Source organism: Nocardia sp. NPDC004573 (genome assembly GCF_053602135.1).
In genome coordinates, this window is sequence record NZ_JBSGDA010000006.1 from 196396 (window position 1) to 215246 (window position 18851).

An 18851-nucleotide genomic window follows, 5' to 3' on the forward strand; every position below is an offset into this window, starting at 1 on the left:
CATGGAACTGACCGGACCGATCGAGCTGACCGACCACCGCTACGGCAAGGCGGAGAACCGGATCGTCCGCATCTACCGCCGGGCCGCACGGCACGAGATCCGCGATGTGAACGTCTCCACCGTGCTGCGCGGTGATTTCGCCGACGCGTACGTGTCCGGCGACCAGGCGAAGGTCCTGCCCACCGATACGCAGAAGCAGACGGCCTACGCCTTCGCCGAGCAGCCGGGACTGCGGGCGATCGAGGACTACGCGCTCGCGCTGGCCGATCATTTCGTCGCCGACATCGAACCGGTGCGCAGCGCGCGCGTCGAGGTCGACGAATACGCCTGGCAGCGCGTCTCGGTCGGCGGCGTGGAGCACGACCACACCTGGGTGCGCAGCGGGCCGGACGTGCGCACCGCGGCCGTCACCGTGACCGGCAGCGGCGACGAGCGACGGGCCTGGGTCGTCGGCGGGGTGAAAGACCTGACCATCCTCAAATCGACCGGCTCGGAATTCGCGGATTTCCTGACCGACGAGTTCACCGTGCTCGCGCCGACCCGTGATCGGATGCTGGCCACCGCGCTGGTGGCCGAGTGGCGGTTCGCGACCAGCACGGGCGTGGACTGGGACGAGGTCTACGCGGGCGTACGGGCGCGGCTGGTGGAGACCTTCGCGACGCTGCACTCGAAGGCCCTGCAACAGACTCTGTTCGAAATGGGCAAGGCCGCGCTGGCGGCCTACCCGGTGCTCGCCGAGATCCGGCTCGCTGCGCCGAACAAGCATCATTTCGAGTACGACCTGGCTCGCTTCGGCATCGAGAACCGCGGCGAGGTGTACCACGCCGACGACCGGCCCTACGGGTTGATCCACGCCACCGTGGCACGTGCCGACGCGCCGGAAGCGGGCCTGGCGTGGACCAGGTGACCGTCATCGCGGACTGCGCCGTCGCGACCGTGGACCCGCACGGGACCGAGTACGAACGCGGCCACGTCGTGGTGCGCGGCAACCGGATCGACGCGGTGGGCGCGGGCGATCCGCCGGAATCAGACGGTGCGCGGCGTATCGACGGGCGCGGCTGCCTGCTGACTCCCGGGCTGGTGAACACCCACCAGCATCTCTATCAATGGATCACCCGCGGCCTGGCCACCGACCACACGCTGTTCGAATGGCTCGGAAAGCTCTACCCCGTCTGGGCGGGTATCGACGAGGACGCGGTCCGCGTGGCGGCCACGGGCGCGCTCGCCGCTCTCGCAGGCACCGGGTGCACCACCACCACCGATCACCACTACGTGTTCCCCCGCGACGGCGGTGACCCGCTCGCCGCCGAGATCACCGCGGCGGCGCGGGTCGGTCTGCGGTTCCACCCCTGTCGCGGCTCGATGGACCTGGGGGCGAGTGCGGGCGGGCTGCCGCCCGATCACCTGGTGGAACGCCTGGACGACATCCTCGCCGCGAGCGCGGAGGCCGTCGCGCGCTGGCACGACCCGTCGTTCGACGCCATGCTCCGGATCGCGCTGGCGCCGTGCTCGCCCTTCTCGGTCACGCCCGATCTGCTGCGCGAATCGGCGGCCCTGGCCCGCGCGACCGGGGTGCGGCTGCACACCCACCTCGCCGAGACCGCCGACGAGCAGGATTACTGCGCGTCCGCCTTCGGCTGCACGCCGGCGCAGTACATGCAGCGGCTCGGCTGGTTCGGTCCCGACGTCTGGTACGCGCACGCCGTCCACTTGGACGACGACGCGATCGATGCCATGGCGGAAACGGGCACCGGCGTGGCGCATTGCCCCACGTCGAACGCGCGGCTCGGCGCAGGCGTCGCCCGCACCGCCGACCTGGTGCGCGCGGGCGTCCCGGTGGGTCTCGGTGTCGACGGGGCGGCCAGCAACGAGGCCGGTTCGATGATCGAGGAACCGCGCCACGCGCTGCTGTGGGCGCGCAACCGAGGCGGCCCGCACGCGATGACCGTGCGCACCGCGTTGGAACTGGCCACCATGGGCGGGGCGCGCGTGCTGGGCCGCGCCGCCGAGATCGGTTCGATCGAGGTGGGCAAACTGGCCGACTTGGCGCTGTGGCGCCTGGACACGGCCGCGCACGCCGGGATCGAGGATCCGGTGACCGCCCTGGTGCTCGGCTCGGCCCCGCCGCTGGCGGCGCTGCTGGTGAACGGACGCGAGGTGGTGCGCGACGGCGAGGTACGGACGGTCGACACGGATGTGGTGGCCGCCGAGGTGGCACGGGCGCAGGCGGCGTTGCTCGCGAAGGCGGGTTGAGCGGCTCGTCGGTGTCCGGTCGGCGGGCCGGATGTCACCGCGGATCTGGGCGAGGTGTCGTGCCTGGTCAAGCGGGACGAGCAATACTGAAGCAGTATCGGCTCGGACGCCCGTGGAGGCGGGCGGAGCTGTGGTGTTGTGGACGGTATGCCGGCTCGGCCGGGACGGGTTCCGGCGGCAGGTGGCCGTCGTGCGGTGCGGTAACCGCGGCGCAATCCGACGCGCGTCGCGCGCAATATGGCGGCAACCGACTGGCTCTACGGTGACGGAGAGGCAGGAACGAGGTGAGACGTGGACCTGGACACGATCCGCGAGGTGGTGATCGCCCGCGAGCGCGCGGACCTGGCGGCGCTCGGCGCTTCGGCCGCGGTGCTCGCCGGAGGGACCTTCCTGTTCTCCGAGCCGCAGGATCAGCTGGTGCGGCTGGTGGACATCACCGGCCTGGGGTGGCCTTCGTTCGAGATCCGAGACGACGGGCTGGAGATCGCGGCGACCTGCACCCTGGCCGAGTTCGCGGGCGCCGCGCCGGGACGCGAGCTGGGGATGCCGGTGCTGCACGACCCGTGGCCGGGGACCGCGCTGTTCGCACGGTCGTGCCGGGCGCTGTTGGCTTCGCACAAGATCTGGCGCACCGCCACCGTCGGGGGCAACGTCTGCCTCGCCTTGCCCGCGGGCGCGGTGCTCGGCGCGCTGGTCGCGCTCGACGGGACGGCGCAGGTATGGGCGGCGGACGGTGTCGATCGGAGTGTCCCGCTGCGGGAGTTCGTCCTGGCGCCGGGACAGACGGTGCTGCGGCCCGGTGACGTGCTGCGCTCGATTCACTTGCCGCGGTCGAGTCTGCTGGCGCGCACGAGTTTCCGGAAGATCGCGCTCGCTCCGCTGGGCCGGTCCGGCTCCGTGGTGATGGGACGGCGGGAACGGGACGGCCGCAGCGCGGTCACCATCACGGCCGCCACGACCAGGCCCGTCGTCCTGGACTTCGCCGCGCCGCCCACCGAGGGCGCGATCAGCGACGCCGTGGACGGCATCGATCCCGCCTTCTGGTTCGACGATCCGCACGGGTCGCCCGAGTGGCGCGAGCACGTCACGGGGATGCTCGCCCGCGAGGTCGCCGCGGAATTGCGGGAACCCTGATGCGGTTCGAGGTGGACGGCAGGACCGTCGACGTCGCGGCGCAGCCGGGCCAGTGCCTGCGGACGGCGCTGCGGGACGGTGGCGCCCTGGCGGTGAAGAAGGGGTGCGACACCGGCGATTGCGGCGCCTGCTCGGTGCTGGTCGACGGAATGACGGTGCACTCCTGCGTCTTTCCGGCCTATCGCGCCGACGGGCGTTCCGTCACCACCGCCGCCGGGCTCGGGGCGCCCGAGCACCCGCACCCGGTGCAGCGCCGGTTCGTCGACAACGCCGCCTTCCAGTGCGGTTTCTGCACTGCGGGCATGGTGGTCACGGCCGCGGGGCTTGGGGGTGGTGAGCAGGTCGACGTTCCGAGCGACGACCTCGCCGAACTGATGAAAGGAAATCTCTGCCGCTGCACGGGCTACCGCGCCATCCGCGCGGCGCTGGGCGAGCCGCTCGATCCAGGCGAGTCCGGGGTGTCGGCTCCCGACCAGGTATCGCTGAACGTCGTCGGTGCGGGTGGTGGGGTCGGTGAGTCGGTGGGGCGGGGGGTTGTCGCCGGTGGGGAGTCGCGGGAGCGGGGCGAGTCTGGGGCGTCGGTTTCTGATCGTGCCGCGCCGAGTGTTGTCGTTGCGGCCGGTGAGTCGGTGGGGCGGGGGGTTGTCGCCGGTGGGGAGTCACGGGAGCGGGGCGACTCCGCGGCGTCGGTTTCTGATCGTGCCGCTTCGAATGTTGTGGTTGCGGCCGGTGAGTCGGTGGAGCGGCGGGTCGTTTCCGGTGGGGAGTCGCGCGAGCGGGGCGAGTCTTGGGCGTTGGCTCCTGGTAGGACCTCGGCCAATGCAGTGGGTGCGGGCGGTGGGGTCGGTGAGTCGGTGGGGCGTCGGGTTGTCGCGGGTGGGGAGTCGCGCGAGCGGGGCGACTCTGCGGCGTCGGTTTCTGAGCGGGCCGCGCCGAATGCCGCAAGCACGGGGGGTGGAGTCGGCGAGTCGGCCGCGCGGCGGATGGTCCCAGGCAGTGACCCGCACAGCCCGAGTGACCCGGCAGCCATGGCTCTCGGTCGAACCGCGACGACCGTCACCGGCGGGGGCGCCGGGGGCGGCGCCTTGGCCGGGCCGCGTCTCGTGTCCGGCACCGAGCCGTTCACGCTGGACTTACCGCAGGTCGGCTCCCGCGCGGAGGACCGGTCGCGAGGGGGCGATAGCGCGCCGCCGATCGCTCCGCTGCACATCGCAGTGCTGACCAGCCCGCACTCCCACGCGCGCATCCGCTCGATCGCCACCGCCGCCGCCGAGTCGCTGCCGGGCGTGCACGCGGTATTCACCCATGCCGATGCGCCGGGCGTGCCGTTCTCCACGGCGCGGCACGAATCGCGCACCGACGATCCCGATGACACCTACGTACTCGACCGGACCGTCCGTTTCGTTGGGCAGCGGGTGGCCGCGGTGGTGGCCGACAGCGTCGCGCTCGCCCGCGAGGCATGCCGCTTGCTGGAAGTCGACTACGAGGTGTTGCCCGCCGTCTTCGAGCCGGAAGACGCGCTACGCGCCGACGCGCCGAAACTGCACGGGGACAAACCGGCCTCGGCCCGGATCGTCGATCCCGGTCGCAACCTGGTCGCGGAGCTGCACGGGGAAGTGGGCGATGTCGCGGCGGGACTGACCGCCGCGGCTCAGGTGGTGCGCGGTGTCTGGCACTCGCCGCGCGGGCAGCACGTGCACCTGGAGACGCACGGAGGGGTCGGCTGGCTGGACGACGCCGGACGGCTCGTCATCCGGTGCAGCACGCAGGTGCCGTTCCTGGTCCGCGACGAACTGTGCCGTCTGTTCGGGCTGGAAGCGGCGCGGGTGCGGGTGTTCGCGGCCCGGGTCGGCGGCGGATTCGGCGCGAAACAGGAGATGCTGGCCGAGGACCTGATCGCGCTGGCCGTGCTGCGGACCGGCAGGCCGGTGCAGTACGAGTTCACCCGCACCGACGAGTTCACCTCCGCCACCTGCCGTCATCCGATGCGGGTCGAGGTGACGGCGGGGGCCGACACCCACGGTGTACTCACCGCCTTGGCCGTCGATGTGCTCGCCGACACCGGCGCCTACGGCAATCACAGCGGCGGGGTGATGTATCACGGCGTCGGCGAGTCGGTGGAGCTGTACCGCTGCGCCAACAAGCGGGTCGACGCGCGGGCGGTGTACACCAACAACGTTCCTTCCGGCGCGTTCCGCGGCTACGGCCTCGGGCAGGTGATCTTCGCGGTGGAGTCGGCGCTGGACGAGCTGGCGCACGCGCTCGGCATGGACCCCTTCGAACTGCGCCGCCGCAATGTGGTGGTGCCCGGAGACCGGTTCGTCGGCGCGGCGGTGAACGAGAGCGACCTCATGTTCGGCAGCTACGGCCTGGACCAGTGCCTCGACCTCGCCGAACGAGCGCTCTTGCGCGGCAACGACGTGCACGCGCCCGGCCCCGAATGGCGGGTGGGCACCGGCATGGCCGCCGCGATGATCGCGACCGTCCCGCCGCGCGGCCACCGGTCGGCGGCGACGGCCGCGCTGCTGCCCGACGGTCGCTACGAGATCCGTTGTGGAACAGCGGAATTCGGCAACGGAACGACGACGGTGCACGCGCAGCTCGCGGCCGCCGCACTGGACACCGAGGTCGCCCGCATCGTGGTCCGCCACGCCGACACCGACCTGGTGGACCACGACACCGGCGCGTTCGGCTCCACCGGCATCGTGGTCGCGGGCAAAGCCGTGTACGCGGCGGCGTGCGCGTTGCGCGGGCTCCTGCTGGCCAGAGCGGCCGAACTGGCGGGCGTTCCGGAGCGGGACTGCGTGCTGACCTCCGGCGGCGTGCACTGCGGTGACCGGTTGCTTCTCGCGGCCGAACTGCTGACCGGCGGCGATCTCGTCGCCCACGCCGAGCACGGGGGCAGTCCCCGGTCGGTGAGTTTCAACGTGCACGCCTTCCGCGTCGCCGTGCATCCGGGCACCGGGGAGGTGCGCATCCTGCAGTCGATCCAGGCCGCCGACGCGGGCACGGTGCTCAACCCGGTGCAGTGCCGCGGGCAGGTCGAGGGCGGTGCCGCACAGGCCGTCGGCACCGCGCTCTACGAGGACATGCGCAGCGCGCACGGCGTGATCGGCGCGCGAACCCTGCGGCACTACCACATACCGCAGTTCGCGGATGTGCCGCGCACGGAGGTCTACTTCGCCGAAACCGCCGACACGCTCGGCCCGTTGGGCGCCAAGTCGATGAGCGAATCGCCGTACAACCCGGTCGCGCCCGCGCTCGCCAACGCGATCCGCGACGCGGTCGGCGCGCGGCTGTACCGGCTGCCGATGACCGCGGACCGGGTCTGGGCCGCACTGCGGGAGAGGGGATCACGATGACGAAGGTGCCGGAGAACGTCCGCGCGCGCATCGAGGCGCTACTCGACACGGTCGACGCCGAGCTGCGCCGCAGATATCCCGGCTCGAACGGCCCCCCGCAACCGATCCACACCGTGTACGTCCCGGCCGACCGGGTCGCCGAGCAGACACCGGAGGTCTGGGGCGCGACCGCGGTCGAGTTGCTCGACCGCCACCAGGACCTGCTGGCCATGCTCGACACGACCGGTGCGCTGCCCGACGTGCGTAAGCGGCTGGAAGCCGCCCCGGTCCAGGACTTGCGCATCGACTTCGAGGACGGTTACGGCCTGCGCGCCGACGCCGAGGAGGACCGCGCCGCCACGGCGGCGGGCACGGTGCTCGCGGGCTGGGCGCGCAGCTCCGGAGGCCCGCCGAACAGCGGCATCCGGATGAAAGGTCTGGGCGGCGGTGAGCGTCGCCGGGCGCTGCGCACGCTGGACCTGGTTCTGGAGGGCGCGGGCGGGGTGCCTGCGGGGTTCGTCTTCACCGTCCCCAAGATTCGGGCCGCGCAGCAAGTGACGGCTCTGGTGCAGTTGTGCGTCGGGGTGGAGCGCGCGTACGGCATCGCCGAGGGCAGCTTGCGTTTCGAATTGCAGATCGAGAGCCCGCAGGCGATCCTGGCCGCGGACGGCACCTCGCCGGTGGCCACCATGCTCACTCTTTCCGAGGGACGGTGCAGCGCACTGCATTTCGGCACCTACGACTACACCGCCGCTTGTGGCGTCGCCGCGCCGGATCAAGCGCTCGACCACCCGGCCGCCGACTACGCCAAAGCGGTGATGCAGGTGGCGGCCGCGCAGACCGGGGTGTGGGTGTGCGACGGGTCCACGCAGATCGTGCCGGACGGCGATCCCGCGGCCGCGCTACGCAACCACCACCGGCTGGTCACCCGCGCGTTGCGGCGGGGGTACTACCAAGGCTGGGACATGCATCCGGGCCACCTGGTCACCCGCTGGCTGGCCACCTACGACTTCTTCCGCCGGGCGATCGACGTGGCGGTGCCGCGCCTGCTGGACTACCTGGCTCGGCGCGGCGGCGACGTCGTCGACGAACCCGCCACCGCCGAAGCACTGGCCGCCACCGTGCTGCGCGGCATCGAGTGCGGGGCCCGCCCGGACGCCGGCGCTCCGGAACTCACCGAGGCGGTCCTGCGCGCCCTGGCGGCCCGCGCGCCGCTGCCTGCGGAGACGCCGTGACCGCCCATCCGAACGGGGTCATCCCGGGAGACGCGGGGCACGAGGACGCGGATTTCGTACTGTTGCCGGATCTGGCGGTCCGGCCGCTCGGCGGCTCGGTGATCTGGGCGAACGACGAATTCTTCGCGGAAAAAGAGAATCTGATCAACCCCGGCCCCGCGCAGTATCGTCCGTCCACCTTCGGCCACAAAGGGCAGATCTACGACGGCTGGGAGACCCGTAGACACCGCGGGCAGCCCGGCGACGACGCCGCGATCGTGCGGCTCGGTGTGCCGGGCGTGATCCGCGGGATCGTCGTGGACACCGCGTGGTTCAAGGGCAACTACCCGCCCGCCGTCTCGGTGTCCGCGCTGGAGATCGAGGACTATCCGACCGCGGAAACCATTGCCGCGCGCGACGATTGGGTGATGCTGGTCGATCGCTCCCCGATCGCGGGCGACAGCCGCAACCTGTTCCAGGTCGAGAACGAGAAGCGCTGGACCCACGTGAAACTCGAGATGCATCCGGACGGCGGCGTGGCCAGGCTGCGGGTGCACGGCGAAGGCAGGCCCGATCCGCGCCTGCTCGGGCTCGGCCCGCTGGATCTGGCCGCCTTGGAGAACGGCGCGCTGGTGCTGGACTGCTCCAATCGCTTCTACAGCTCGCCCAACCAGCTGCTGTATCCCGGCCTGGCCCGGTCCATGGGCGAGGGCTGGGAGACCGCCCGCCGCCGGGACGACGGCAACGACTGGGTGCGCATCCGTTTGGCCGGACCCGGACTGATCCGGCTCGCCGAACTGGACACCTCCTACTTTCTCGGCAACAGTCCGGGGGCCGCCCGGCTCACCGGCCGCACCAACGACGGCACCGAACTGGAGCTGTTGCCGCGCACCGCCCTGCTGCCCGACACCAGGCACCGGTTCCCGATCGCGCCGATGGCCGCGTCCGTGGAGGAAGTGCGCCTGGACATCTACCCGGACGGCGGGTTGGCGCGATTGCGACTATGGGGCGAGCTCGGCGGATGAGCGAGCGCGGCGAGCGGAAGTCGATACAGCACAACGCATCTGCTGGAGCCGAGTGCCGGGGAGGTGCCGTCGTGAACAGTCCAGAGCTGGGGCCGGTCGGGTGTCGATCGGGCGCAGTCGTGGGGCAGGCGAGTGTGGGAGGTGCCGTCGTGAACAGTCCAGAGCTGGGGCCGGTCGGGTGTCGATCGGGCACAATCGTGGGGCAGGCGACTGCGGGAGAGTCGCAGTGGTGAGGGGCACAGTCCTGGGGGTGGCGGCCGAGCGTCGATCGGGCGCAGTGGTTGGGCAGGTGCGGGGGCGGCAGGCAAGTGTGGGGAAGGCGTGATCGTGAGCAACGCGGACTCGGGGGGAACAGCCGAGGGTGCGCGGGATTTCGTCGGTTACGGCCCGAACCCGCCGGACCCACGGTGGCCGGGCGCGGCGCGGGTCGCGGTGCAGTTCGTGCTCAATTACGAGGAGGGCGGCGAGAACAACGTGCTGGACGGCGACGACTTCTCCGAGACGTTCCTGTCGGAGATGACGCCCGCCGAAGCGTTCCCCGACCGGCACATGAGCATGGAGTCGCTCTACGAGTACGGCTCGCGGGCCGGGCTGTGGCGGGTGCTGCGCGTCTTCGAGCGCCGCGGACTGCCGCTGACGATCTTCGCGGTGGCCCGCGCTCTGCAACGCAATCCGGAGGCGGTGGCCGCTTTCCGGGAACTGAACCACGAGATCGCCTGCCATGGTCTGCGGTGGAAGTCCTACCAGCTGACCGACCGCGACACCGAACGCGCGCACATGGCCGAGGCGGTGCGCATCCTCACCGAGCTGACCGGCGCGCCGCCGTTGGGCTGGTACACCGGCCGCGACTCCCCGAACACCAGAGAACTGGTGGTCGAGCACGGCGGCTTCGCCTACGACGCGGATTCCTACGCCGACGACCTGCCCTATTGGGTACGCGTACACGACCGCGACCACCTGGTGGTGCCCTACACCCTGGACACCAACGACATGCGGTTCGCGTCACCCGCAGGCTTCCCCACCGGCGAACAGTTCTTCGCCCACGTCCGCGATGCCTTCGACGTCCTCTATCGCGAAGGCGCGGAGGGAAGTCCGAAGATGCTCTCGATCGGCCTGCACTGCCGCCTCATCGGCCGCCCCGCCCGCACCGCCGCCCTGGAACGCCTACTCGACCACATCCAGTCCAACGACCAGGTCTGGATCACCCGCCGCATCGACATCGCCCACCACTGGCACTCGGCCCACCCCCCGCCCGCTCGATAGCCGACGAGTGACCCGGCTGCGGCAGAACGCGAGAAGGCCCCTCGCTGATGTGCCACTCATGAACTGCAGTCAGGGGGGGTCCGGGTCAGAAATTCGGATAGCGCGGTGGTGATAGCGGCGTCTATGGCGGCGCGATTGTCGGGCTCATCCTCCCATTGGGTGCACCACGCGTGCATCGGCTCGCAAATGCCGAACGGATCGTCAGGTTCGTAAATGCGGAGCGTTCGAATCGCGACGGCCGCGAGATAGGGGCGCTCTACGCGTTCCAGCACCGCCACCGCTTGGTGCTCGCAGACGAAGGCGAGGCCCGCGTGCGGCTGCCCCGCCGTCAATCCGAACTTCTCCATCACCTGTGCGACAACCTGGCGTGTCGCACTTTCCAACGCGTCGAGGTCCGTATCCGACCCAGCCGCGTAGTCGACAACGAACTGGCGTGCACAGCGGATGCACAGCTCCTCGTAGGCGGAGTGGGTCCGCAGCTGTTCTGCATCATCGAGCAGAGCAGCCACGTCACGGGCCGTAGCCAATACCGTCGACGCCGGCACTTCCCACACCGTGTGATACCCGCAGGCAGTAAAGAAGTCGGTCAGAGCCCGTCGCATCGCCCATCGGGGGTCGGCGGTCCGTCGAGCCTCCTCCATGGCACGTGCTTGTCGAACTCGCGCGACAACACCTGCCGGTCGTTCAACGCCCATTCGAACATCCCACCCAGTCGTCGTCCGGATCCGTCATTGGTGGTCCCGATTTGGTTGGACGTCGCGGATGACCGATCGGTTCGGTCGATATCTGAATCGGATCGGTTTCCGTAGTGCGGCAGCGGCGGCTCAACCAGGCCCCAAAGTTCATCTGGCACAAGGTGTTTTCGACAATTAGCCCGTCACGTTCTGGCAGGACAGCGGCTGCGTTGACATCACCAGCACGATGGCCTACGAACATGCATGGGAAGAGGGAGTGCTGACTACACGGGGTGTTGGAAAGTAAGCGTGTCACGGGATTTGTCGAGTCCTCCACCGGAGCCCACATCTGGTTCGTTTGGACCCATTGCGTGGGAGAAATTTCGACGACATCTCGATAGGCGATAATGTCGAGGTCGAATACGAGTTCGCCCAACAAGACTTCCATACGATGCGCGCAGTAGGAATCTACTGGTTGTAAACCGCACCACAGTCGTTGACGTGAATCGTTCGATGCGATCGAAGTAGGCTCATGCCGCGCTGCATTTATCGGGAAATGTCGAAAGGCGGCCAACCTCCGATCGTGAATTCTACGTAATCATGTCCTGGGATCTTTGAGCTCAGTGCGCCATTCTGGAATTCCAGTGTGTAGCGTATTACCGGCTCCCCGAACGGATTGATGGGAATCGAAATCGAAATCCCTGACTCGATAAGTGATTTCACGATAACAAGGATGTCGGATAGCTCGAACGGGTCGTCTCGTGGTGCCAGGAACGACACATTGAGTCCGAGATCAACGCGAATCCCCTCCTCTTGTTTGGTCAAGGCGATGGATAACCCCGATCCGCCTCTGGGAATCGCTGTAACAATATCCGAACCTGCATCGAACAAGATGTGCCCGACGGTCCCGTACTCTGTAGACAGCCACGAATGCACGTCCGACATGACATGATCGAAATCATCCACGAAGTCTAGTCACCTCTTTCTTTGTCGGCGAATCAGCAGGTCACCGTCGATCGTGGCCCAAACCCATTCTGATAGTTCTTGGTTGTCTTCCCGTCCACGGTGAGATACCCTTCTGCTACTCCAATGTACTCCCCTGGTACGCAACGAGTTCCATTCTGCGACATGACGGTATATTTCTTTCCAGCTGTAGGGGAGTGCACCGTTCTCTGGGCAATGCTGCTCTCGATACGAACCCACTCCGCCCCGTCTACCTTGACGTAGTAGATGAACACATCTGCGCGCTCGACATCACCCTGGCATGTGAGAGTTCCTTTGACGTCCATCAGGCCAGGTGAACCTTTCGATTGATGCACGTTATGAACGTTGACCTCGCAGCTGCCGACACCGGCGCTTGCAACACCCGTTCCAACGCCCAAAATCCATCCAGCGGATAAGATTAGAACTGCTCCGAGAAATTTCCACAACTGGACATTCGAATAGAAACGCATCGAGTACATCGTTCCCCTGTCTCGGAAGCATATCCCGAGGTTGATCCCAGACTCAGGTTACGTATCGACTTCCGCATGGTCAAGGTTGAAATTTATTGACCGCGTGGATCTCTGGCTCGCGGCAACGACATGTGCGCTGATCTCGACGAGGGGATAGGCTCAGCCCGCAAGGAATGGCTGGACTGCGACTCGTTGGTGATCGACGGTGACCCGCCGAAGCGCTCCGTCAGGGTTTCCGGCGTCGTCGTCGACGCCGAGAACCGAGGTCAGGCGGGCGGGTGGAACTGTCCATACTGCACGCCAGAGATGACGGCGTCTTACGCGCCTGGAGTGAAGACCAGCGCCGGGCCGGTGGGGTCCTTGGAATCACGGACTCCGACCGTGCCTCCCTCGAGGTGCGCAACCTCCACGCAATCTCCGCCGGTGCCGCTGCGGCTACTCTCTAACCACTTCGCTCCAGGCAGGTCGGTCTTCACGCCTCGTAACTCTGTGCTATTCGCCTGAGTGGGTCTCGCGATCTCATTGCCGGGTGTCAGCAGTCGGGGGGTTGAACTCGCCGCTGGTCATGCCAGCAGTGGAGGTGGTGGGCGAGCGTGATGAGGGCTTCGAGGACCTCCTGGACGGCGGCGGGTCGGCGGTGGGTAGTGCCGCGACGGCGTCGTCTATGGAGGAAGCGTGCTCACCCCGAGAAATCGAACCCGCCGCCGGCGATGGTTGCTGTGAAGGCATCCCACTCGGAGGGTGTGAAGATCAACGCTGGTCCGGTGGAGTTCTTGGAGTCACGGACGCCGACCATGCCCCCGGTGAGATGTGCGACCTCGACGCAGTCTTTGCCGGTGCCGCTCCGACTGCTTTTGAACCACTTCGCCGTCGATAGGTCGGCACTCACGCTCCGTACTCCTCTGCAATTGCCACCAGCAGCGCTCGGGACTCGTCCTCGCTCAGTGCCGCACTCTCGACACTTGACCGCGCGGTCTGGTACTGCTCGATCTCGTCGGGTTTGTCCAGGTACAGGGCCCCAGTGTAGCCCTCGACGTAAATCACGGGCGGCTCGGTCAGCGACGGGTTCGGGTGTTCGGGAAACTCCAGCAACACAAAGGAACCTGCCTCCAGTCCGAGGTAGGAACCGGCGCTCAGTGGAACGATTCGGATGGACACGTTCGGCAAGCCGCTCAGTTCCGCCAAGTGACTGGACTGGGCTGCCATGACCGCAGCGCCACCGATCTGGTGGCGCAACGTCGCCTCGCTCAGTCTCACGTCCAAGCGGAATCGGTCAGGTGGTTCCTGGAGGCGTGCTTGTCGTTTGGTGAGCAACTCTATGTGTCGGTCGATTGCGTCATCGGTCAACGCTGGGATGAAAGCTTTGGCAACGGCACGTCGGTAGTCGGCTGTCTGCACCAACCCTGGCAGCAAGGTCAATTGGAACGACGTGACATGGCAGGCGGACTGTTCGAGCACGACGAACAAGTCTGTGTTCGCGAACATCGCGTCGCTGTAGGACTGCCACCACCCGGTCTTGCGCGCCTCTTCCGCCAGCCAGAGCAGCGCTTGCCGATCGTCGTCACTCGCGTCGTACACGTCGCACAACGCTCGGATCACCATCTTCTTGACCATAGCGACCTGACCGTTCTCCAAGCGCCACAGCGTTTGTGAACTCATCTCGGACAGCTTGGCCGCCTTGTCCCTGGTGAGTCCGGCGTTCTCGCGCAGCTCGAGCAGGCGTCGAGCCAGCAGTCTGCGCGGAAGAGTCGTCGTCTGGGCTGCCACGCGAACCCCCACCTTTCGTTAGCAGTGCTATGAAGTCATTCCAGTTGATCTGGAGTGAATCTGCCTGTGTTCAATCATATTGTTATTACTCCATTTTCGAGCTGAATGGTGCTGTACTCGGTGTGCGCCAAGCGGCTGGAGCGCTCGAGGGAACGCGCCGATGCCGCAAGTCGGACGTATCGCTACGAAAATGCTGGGGGTTTCGATGAACAGGCAAGTCGCAAATGTCGAGTCGGGTCTCCGCCCGGGCGCGAGTGGGAAGGAGCCGGAAGCGATCGGGCTCGTTCGCGGTGACGTGTCCGGCCCGGACGCACCACGGCATGCTGATGCGGTGCAGCGGCACGCTCGCACGCTCGGCTATCAATACGTCTACACGGTTCGTCCACCGGCCGACGTCGATGATCCGATCGGGTACATGCTCACGATCGCGAGTGGGCTCGCGATCGAGGTGATCGTCGTCTTCGGTCTCGAGCAGGTGGACAACCAGCCCGCGTTGGTTTGTGATGCGGGTTTCGATCTGGAAACCGTTTGTCCGCAGAGCGCTTGGGTGCGGTCGGCGCAGGCTGCGCCGGCCCCAGGAGCGGGGGCGGCGTGAGGCATCGACCCGTAATTCTGGCTCCGCCGCGCGTCTGCGCGTCCGCTGATCTCGAGCTGGCGCACCAGCAGATGCAGCGTCATCGTGCCTGCCGGATCGAGCGGTGCGCCTGGAAGTGGGTGGCCTACTGCACGCTGGTGTGGAGCGGCCGGATCGTGCCGCAGCGGTTCAGCCCGCGAGAACGTGCTCATCGTCGCGGTATCGCTTTTCCGCTCGACCACAGCGGGCGCGGACCGGAGCTCGAAGGGACGCCGGAAGTGGCGACCCTTCGGCAAGTGCTCGACGGCCTCGCGCAGTTGGCGCTATCCACACCGGACCCGGACAACGGTGGTGCTGGGGAAGGCGAGCGGCCGTGTGCCTGTGGCAAATAACGCACAGCGTTCTCGCCGTGGTTGGGGGTGGCGCGTTCGCCGTGATCGGTGTCGCTTGCGTCTGGCCGATCGCCCGCCCGCGCCGTCCCGCCCGCCCGCGTAGTTCCGCCCGGGCCCGTTGTTCATTGCGGCCGGTGACCTGGCCGGAGGCATGGACATGTAACCGTCCGGGGCAGTCGTTCACGCTCGCCGATGCTCATCGCGCGATGCAGTTGCATCGCGATCACGACTGCCCTCGCAAGCGCGCCGCCTTCGCGGCATTGATCGCGGCGGGGCGCGTCACGCCGGACTCCGCGCGACGACACCGGCCGTGGGGATGGTCCGAGGACTCCGAGTGACGGCTTTGGGAAGCGCGCGTGGCGGGTGCCGGGGGAGCGTGCATAGCGGGTTACGGGGAAGTGCGCGTTGCGGGCGGCTGCTGAGCGCGCATGGCGGCTGCTGAGCAGCGCATGGCGGGTGGGGAAGCGCGCGCTGCGGTCGGCTGCGGAGCATGCATGGCGGGCGGCTGCGGAGCGTGCATGGCGGGTCCGGGGGAGCGCGCGCGGCGGGCGGCGGAAGCGCGCATGGCGGGCAGCTGCGGAGCGCGCATGGTGGCGGGGGAACACGCTCGGGTTCGGGAGCCGAGGGAGGCCGTGTGATCGGAGCATTGATGCGACGCGTGGCGTGGGCCACAGCGGCCGTGTGAAGGTCCTCACAGTTGGGAATGGCGATGCCGGGGTGAGGGGGACCGCTCGCTGATCGCTAACAGTACAAGCGTTACGCTAAAACCCCACGTCAGAGCTACCGGCTAGTAGATTGCGCTACTGCAATTCGAGGGCAAATTTTGCAGAGTTAGCAAAGGGGGTGGAAATCCTAGCTCAGATTCACACTAACAACAGGTAGACGGCTATTTCTTCGTGTGCCATCGTGTGGAAGTACACCCCAAAGGCCTAGCAAGCCTGCAAATTGCCGCTCCAGCAGTACGAGCTGCTTCGTAGCTCGACCGGGCGGCATGGACCGAACGAAGAAGTGGAGTCACAGATGTCGACCACCGGCACCCCGAGGACCGCCGCGGAAATCCAGCAGGATTGGGACACCAACCCCCGCTGGAAGGGCGTCACCCGTAACTACACCGCGGAGCAGGTGTCGAAGCTCCAGGGCACCGTCGTCGAGGAAGCCACCCTCGCCCGCCGCGGCTCGGAGATCCTGTGGGATCTCGTCAACAACGAGGACTACATCAACTCCCTCGGCGCCCTCACCGGCAACCAGGCGGTCCAGCAGGTCCGCGCCGGACTGAAGGCCATCTACCTGTCGGGTTGGCAGGTCGCCGGTGACGCGAACCTGTCCGGCCACACCTACCCCGACCAGTCGCTGTACCCGGCCAACTCGGTGCCTGCCGTGGTTCGCCGCATCAACAACGCGCTGCTGCGCGCCGACGAGATCGCCAAGGTCGAGGGCGACACCTCCGTCTCCAACTGGCTGGCGCCGATCGTCGCCGACGCCGAGGCCGGCTTCGGTGGCGCGCTGAACGCCTACGAGCTGCAGAAGGCCATGATCGCCGCCGGCGCCGCCGGTGTGCACTGGGAGGACCAGCTGGCCTCCGAGAAGAAGTGCGGCCACCTGGGCGGCAAGGTGCTGATCCCGACCCAGCAGCACATCCGCACCCTGACCTCCGCGCGTCTGGCCGCCGACGTCGCCGACGTGCCTTCGGTGATCATCGCCCGCACCGACGCCGAGGCCGCCACCCTGATCACCTCGGACGTGGACGAGCGCGACCGTGAGTTCCTCGACGGCACCCGCACCCCCGAGGGCTTCTTCGGTGTGAAGAACGGCATCGAGCCCTGCATCGCGCGTGCCAAGGCCTACGCCCCCTACGCCGACCTCATCTGGATGGAGACCGGCGTGCCGGACCTCGAGGTCGCGCGCAAGTTCGCCGAGGCCGTCCGTGGCGAGTTCCCGGACCAGCTGCTGGCCTACAACTGCTCGCCGTCCTTCAACTGGAAGGCCCACCTGGACGACGCGACCATCGCGAAGTTCCAGCGTGAGCTCGGCGCGATGGGCTTCAAGTTCCAGTTCATCACCCTGGCCGGCTTCCACTCGCTCAACTACGGCATGTTCGACTTGGCCTACGGCTACGCCCGCGAGGGCATGACCGCCTTCGTGGACCTGCAGGAGCGCGAGTTCAAGGCCGCCGCCGAGCGTGGCTTCACCGCCATCAAGCACCAGCGTGAGGTCGGCGCGGGCTACTTCGACACCATCGCCACCACGGTCGACCCGAACACCTCCACCGCGGCGCTCAAGGGCTCCACCGAAGAGGGCCAGTTCCACTGAGTTGACGGGCCGCGCCCCGGGCGCGGCTGGTCGAATGCCCCGCGCGGCGCGGACCGCGGAGAAACGACGCGCGGGACATTCGAAACACATCGGGTGCTTACCGAGGGAAGTGAGGTTCCCGACGTGAAAACCGACAATCCTCTACTCCGGTAGGGGTGTACTGCCCTCCCCGCTGAACAGCCCCGGCGGGGAGGGCATCCCTATACCTTGGACCATCGAAGGGCGCGCTCACACCGGAGCGACACCTTCGCAGACCAGCCACCCCAGAGCCAGACAACCCAGCAGGAGCGGGACGTGAGCAGCGAAAAGATCCAACGCGTCGGCATCATCGGCGCCGGCCAGATGGGCGCAGGAATCGCGGAGGTGTGTGCCAGGGCGCACGTCGACGTACTGGTGTACGAGCAGACCCGCGAACTGGCCGCGGCGGGCCGCGCACGCATCCTGCGGTCCCTCGATCGTGGCGTCAGCAGCGGCAAGATCACCGAGCGCGAACGCGAACAGGCGGCCTGGCGTCTGCGGTTCACCTCCGACCTCGGCGACTTCGCCGACCGCCAGCTGGTGGTCGAGGCCGTGCTCGAGGACGAGAAGGTCAAGACGAGCATCTTCGCCGAACTCGACAAGGTCGTCACCGATCCCTCGGCCGTGCTGGCCTCCAACACCTCCTCCATCCCGATCATGAAGATCGCGGTCGCCACGGCGAACCCCGAGCGCGTGGTCGGCATGCACTTCTTCAACCCCGTCCCGGTGCTGCCGCTCGTCGAGTTGGTCACCACGCTCAAGACCAGCGAGTCGGTCTCCACGCGGGCCGAGGCCTTCGCCGGCGACGTGCTCGGCAAGCAGGTCGTGCGCTCGGCCGACCGCTCCGGCTTCGTGGTCAACGCGCTGCTGGTGCCCTACCTGCTGTCGGCGATCCGCATGGTCGAGTCCGGTTTCGCCACCAAGGAGGACGTCGACAAGGCGATGGTGCTCGGCTGCGCCCACCCGATGGGCCCGCTGGCGCTGACCGACCTGGTCGGCCTCGACACCGTGAAGTCCATCGCCGACTCGATGTACGGCGAGTTCAAGGAGCCGCTGTACTCCGCGCCGCCGCTGCTCATGCGCATGGTGGAGGCGGGACTGCTCGGCAAGAAGACCGGCGCGGGTTTCTACCAGTACCGGGCCTGATTTGCGGTGTTGAATTCGCAGCGCCTGCGGCGCTGTGCGTTCGCGGCCCCTGGGAGTCTCGCGTCCGAGCGTCCGCCGCTCGCGCCTGCGACGCATGCGCGACGGACGCACGGACGCGAGACGGGCCGCGAACGGTGCTCGTAAGACTCGCACCTGACGGGGCCGAGAAGGCGAGCATCGAGCGATTCGCCGACGCAACGCTCCCGGGCCGGTGCGAAACGCGAGGGTAGTAGGACACGGCACCGTCCGACCTCGATGCGGAGCCGACCAGAAGTCGGTGTCGCCG

17 protein-coding genes are annotated in these 18851 nt (G+C 67.9%); 11 read left to right on the forward strand and 6 right to left on the reverse strand.

What is annotated here, in order from left to right:
- Position 1: 1 nt before the first annotated feature.
- The 7 genes from pucL to puuE all read left to right on the forward strand — a co-directional run bounded on the left by pucL (position 2) and on the right by puuE (position 10230).
- Complete coding sequence (gene pucL, locus ACWEKR_RS12455) at positions 2 to 907, forward strand: factor-independent urate hydroxylase (protein WP_452354571.1); 906 nt, start codon at positions 2 to 4, stop codon at positions 905 to 907.
- A complete protein-coding gene (locus tag ACWEKR_RS12460; protein ID WP_452354572.1) occupies positions 895 to 2253 on the forward strand; it encodes an 8-oxoguanine deaminase in 1359 nt (452 codons plus the stop codon). Before pucL ends, ACWEKR_RS12460 begins: the two co-directional genes overlap by 13 nt.
- 291 nt (positions 2254 to 2544) lie before the next feature.
- A complete protein-coding gene (locus tag ACWEKR_RS12465) occupies positions 2545 to 3387 on the forward strand; it encodes an FAD binding domain-containing protein (protein WP_452354573.1) in 843 nt (280 codons plus the stop codon).
- Positions 3387 to 6749 (forward strand): molybdopterin-dependent oxidoreductase, encoded by a 3363-nt coding sequence (locus ACWEKR_RS12470; RefSeq protein WP_452354574.1) that lies wholly within the window; start codon positions 3387 to 3389, stop codon positions 6747 to 6749. Before ACWEKR_RS12465 ends, ACWEKR_RS12470 begins: the two co-directional genes overlap by 1 nt.
- Complete coding sequence (locus ACWEKR_RS12475) at positions 6746 to 7963, forward strand: DUF6986 family protein (protein WP_452354575.1); 1218 nt, start codon at positions 6746 to 6748, stop codon at positions 7961 to 7963. Before ACWEKR_RS12470 ends, ACWEKR_RS12475 begins: the two co-directional genes overlap by 4 nt.
- Positions 7960 to 8967, forward strand: coding sequence for an allantoicase (alc, locus tag ACWEKR_RS12480; RefSeq protein ID WP_452354576.1), 1008 nt, complete (start codon positions 7960 to 7962; stop codon positions 8965 to 8967). The genes ACWEKR_RS12475 and alc overlap by 4 nt, the downstream gene beginning before the upstream one ends.
- Positions 8968 to 9294: 327 nt before the next feature.
- Positions 9295 to 10230 (forward strand): allantoinase PuuE, encoded by a 936-nt coding sequence (gene puuE, locus ACWEKR_RS12485; RefSeq protein ID WP_452354577.1) that lies wholly within the window; start codon positions 9295 to 9297, stop codon positions 10228 to 10230.
- 56 nt (positions 10231 to 10286) lie between these two features.
- On the opposite strand, the gene ACWEKR_RS12490 is transcribed toward puuE, so the two are convergent.
- From ACWEKR_RS12490 to ACWEKR_RS12515, 6 genes are all read right to left on the reverse strand, one after another.
- Entirely contained in the window at positions 10287 to 10739 is a 453-nt protein-coding gene (locus ACWEKR_RS12490; RefSeq protein ID WP_452354578.1) for a hypothetical protein, read from the reverse strand.
- 711 nt (positions 10740 to 11450) lie between these two features.
- Positions 11451 to 11870 carry a hypothetical protein gene (locus tag ACWEKR_RS12495; RefSeq protein ID WP_452354579.1) on the reverse strand — a complete coding sequence of 140 codons (420 nt, stop codon included), beginning with the start codon at positions 11868 to 11870 and terminating at the stop codon, positions 11451 to 11453.
- A 32-nt stretch (positions 11871 to 11902) separates the two neighbouring features.
- Positions 11903 to 12358, reverse strand: a complete 456-nt coding sequence (locus ACWEKR_RS12500; protein ID WP_452354580.1) for a hypothetical protein — start codon at positions 12356 to 12358, stop codon at positions 11903 to 11905.
- A gap of 317 nt (positions 12359 to 12675) precedes the next feature.
- Positions 12676 to 12834, reverse strand: a complete 159-nt coding sequence (locus ACWEKR_RS12505; protein WP_452354581.1) for a DUF397 domain-containing protein — start codon at positions 12832 to 12834, stop codon at positions 12676 to 12678.
- Between the two features lie 203 nt (positions 12835 to 13037).
- Positions 13038 to 13247: a DUF397 domain-containing protein gene (locus tag ACWEKR_RS12510; RefSeq protein WP_452354582.1), complete on the reverse strand. Its 210-nt coding sequence runs from the start codon at positions 13245 to 13247 to the stop codon at positions 13038 to 13040.
- On the reverse strand, positions 13244 to 14125 hold the full coding sequence (locus ACWEKR_RS12515; protein ID WP_452354583.1) for a helix-turn-helix domain-containing protein: 882 nt from the start codon (positions 14123 to 14125) through the stop codon (positions 13244 to 13246). The genes ACWEKR_RS12510 and ACWEKR_RS12515 overlap by 4 nt, the downstream gene beginning before the upstream one ends.
- Positions 14126 to 14456: 331 nt before the next feature.
- Here ACWEKR_RS12515 and ACWEKR_RS12520 point away from each other — a divergent pair, with 331 nt between their 5' ends.
- The 4 genes from ACWEKR_RS12520 (at position 14457) to ACWEKR_RS12535 (ending at position 18565) form a co-directional block, all read left to right on the forward strand.
- Positions 14457 to 14720 carry a hypothetical protein gene (locus tag ACWEKR_RS12520; RefSeq protein WP_452354584.1) on the forward strand — a complete coding sequence of 88 codons (264 nt, stop codon included), beginning with the start codon at positions 14457 to 14459 and terminating at the stop codon, positions 14718 to 14720.
- A complete protein-coding gene (locus ACWEKR_RS12525) occupies positions 14717 to 15091 on the forward strand; it encodes a hypothetical protein (RefSeq protein WP_452354585.1) in 375 nt (124 codons plus the stop codon). The genes ACWEKR_RS12520 and ACWEKR_RS12525 overlap by 4 nt, the downstream gene beginning before the upstream one ends.
- Positions 15092 to 16111: 1020 nt before the next feature.
- Entirely contained in the window at positions 16112 to 17401 is a 1290-nt protein-coding gene (gene aceA / locus ACWEKR_RS12530) for an isocitrate lyase (protein ID WP_195084173.1), read from the forward strand.
- A 294-nt stretch (positions 17402 to 17695) separates the two neighbouring features.
- A complete protein-coding gene (locus ACWEKR_RS12535) occupies positions 17696 to 18565 on the forward strand; it encodes a 3-hydroxybutyryl-CoA dehydrogenase (RefSeq protein ID WP_195084172.1) in 870 nt (289 codons plus the stop codon).
- The last annotated feature ends 286 nt before the right edge of the window (positions 18566 to 18851 follow it).

Bases quoted from the DNA above. Each gene is read 5' to 3' on its own strand.
- pucL (WP_452354571.1), top strand. From the start codon at position 2: ATGGAACTGACCGGACCGATCGAGCTGACCGACCACCGCTACGGCAAG.
- ACWEKR_RS12470 (WP_452354574.1), top strand. From the start codon at position 3,387: ATGCGGTTCGAGGTGGACGGCAGGACCGTCGACGTCGCGGCGCAGCCG.
- ACWEKR_RS12475 (WP_452354575.1), top strand. From the start codon at position 6,746: ATGACGAAGGTGCCGGAGAACGTCCGCGCGCGCATCGAGGCGCTACTC.
- ACWEKR_RS12500 (WP_452354580.1), bottom strand. From the start codon at position 12,358: ATGCGTTTCTATTCGAATGTCCAGTTGTGGAAATTTCTCGGAGCAGTT.
- aceA (WP_195084173.1), top strand. From the start codon at position 16,112: ATGTCGACCACCGGCACCCCGAGGACCGCCGCGGAAATCCAGCAGGAT.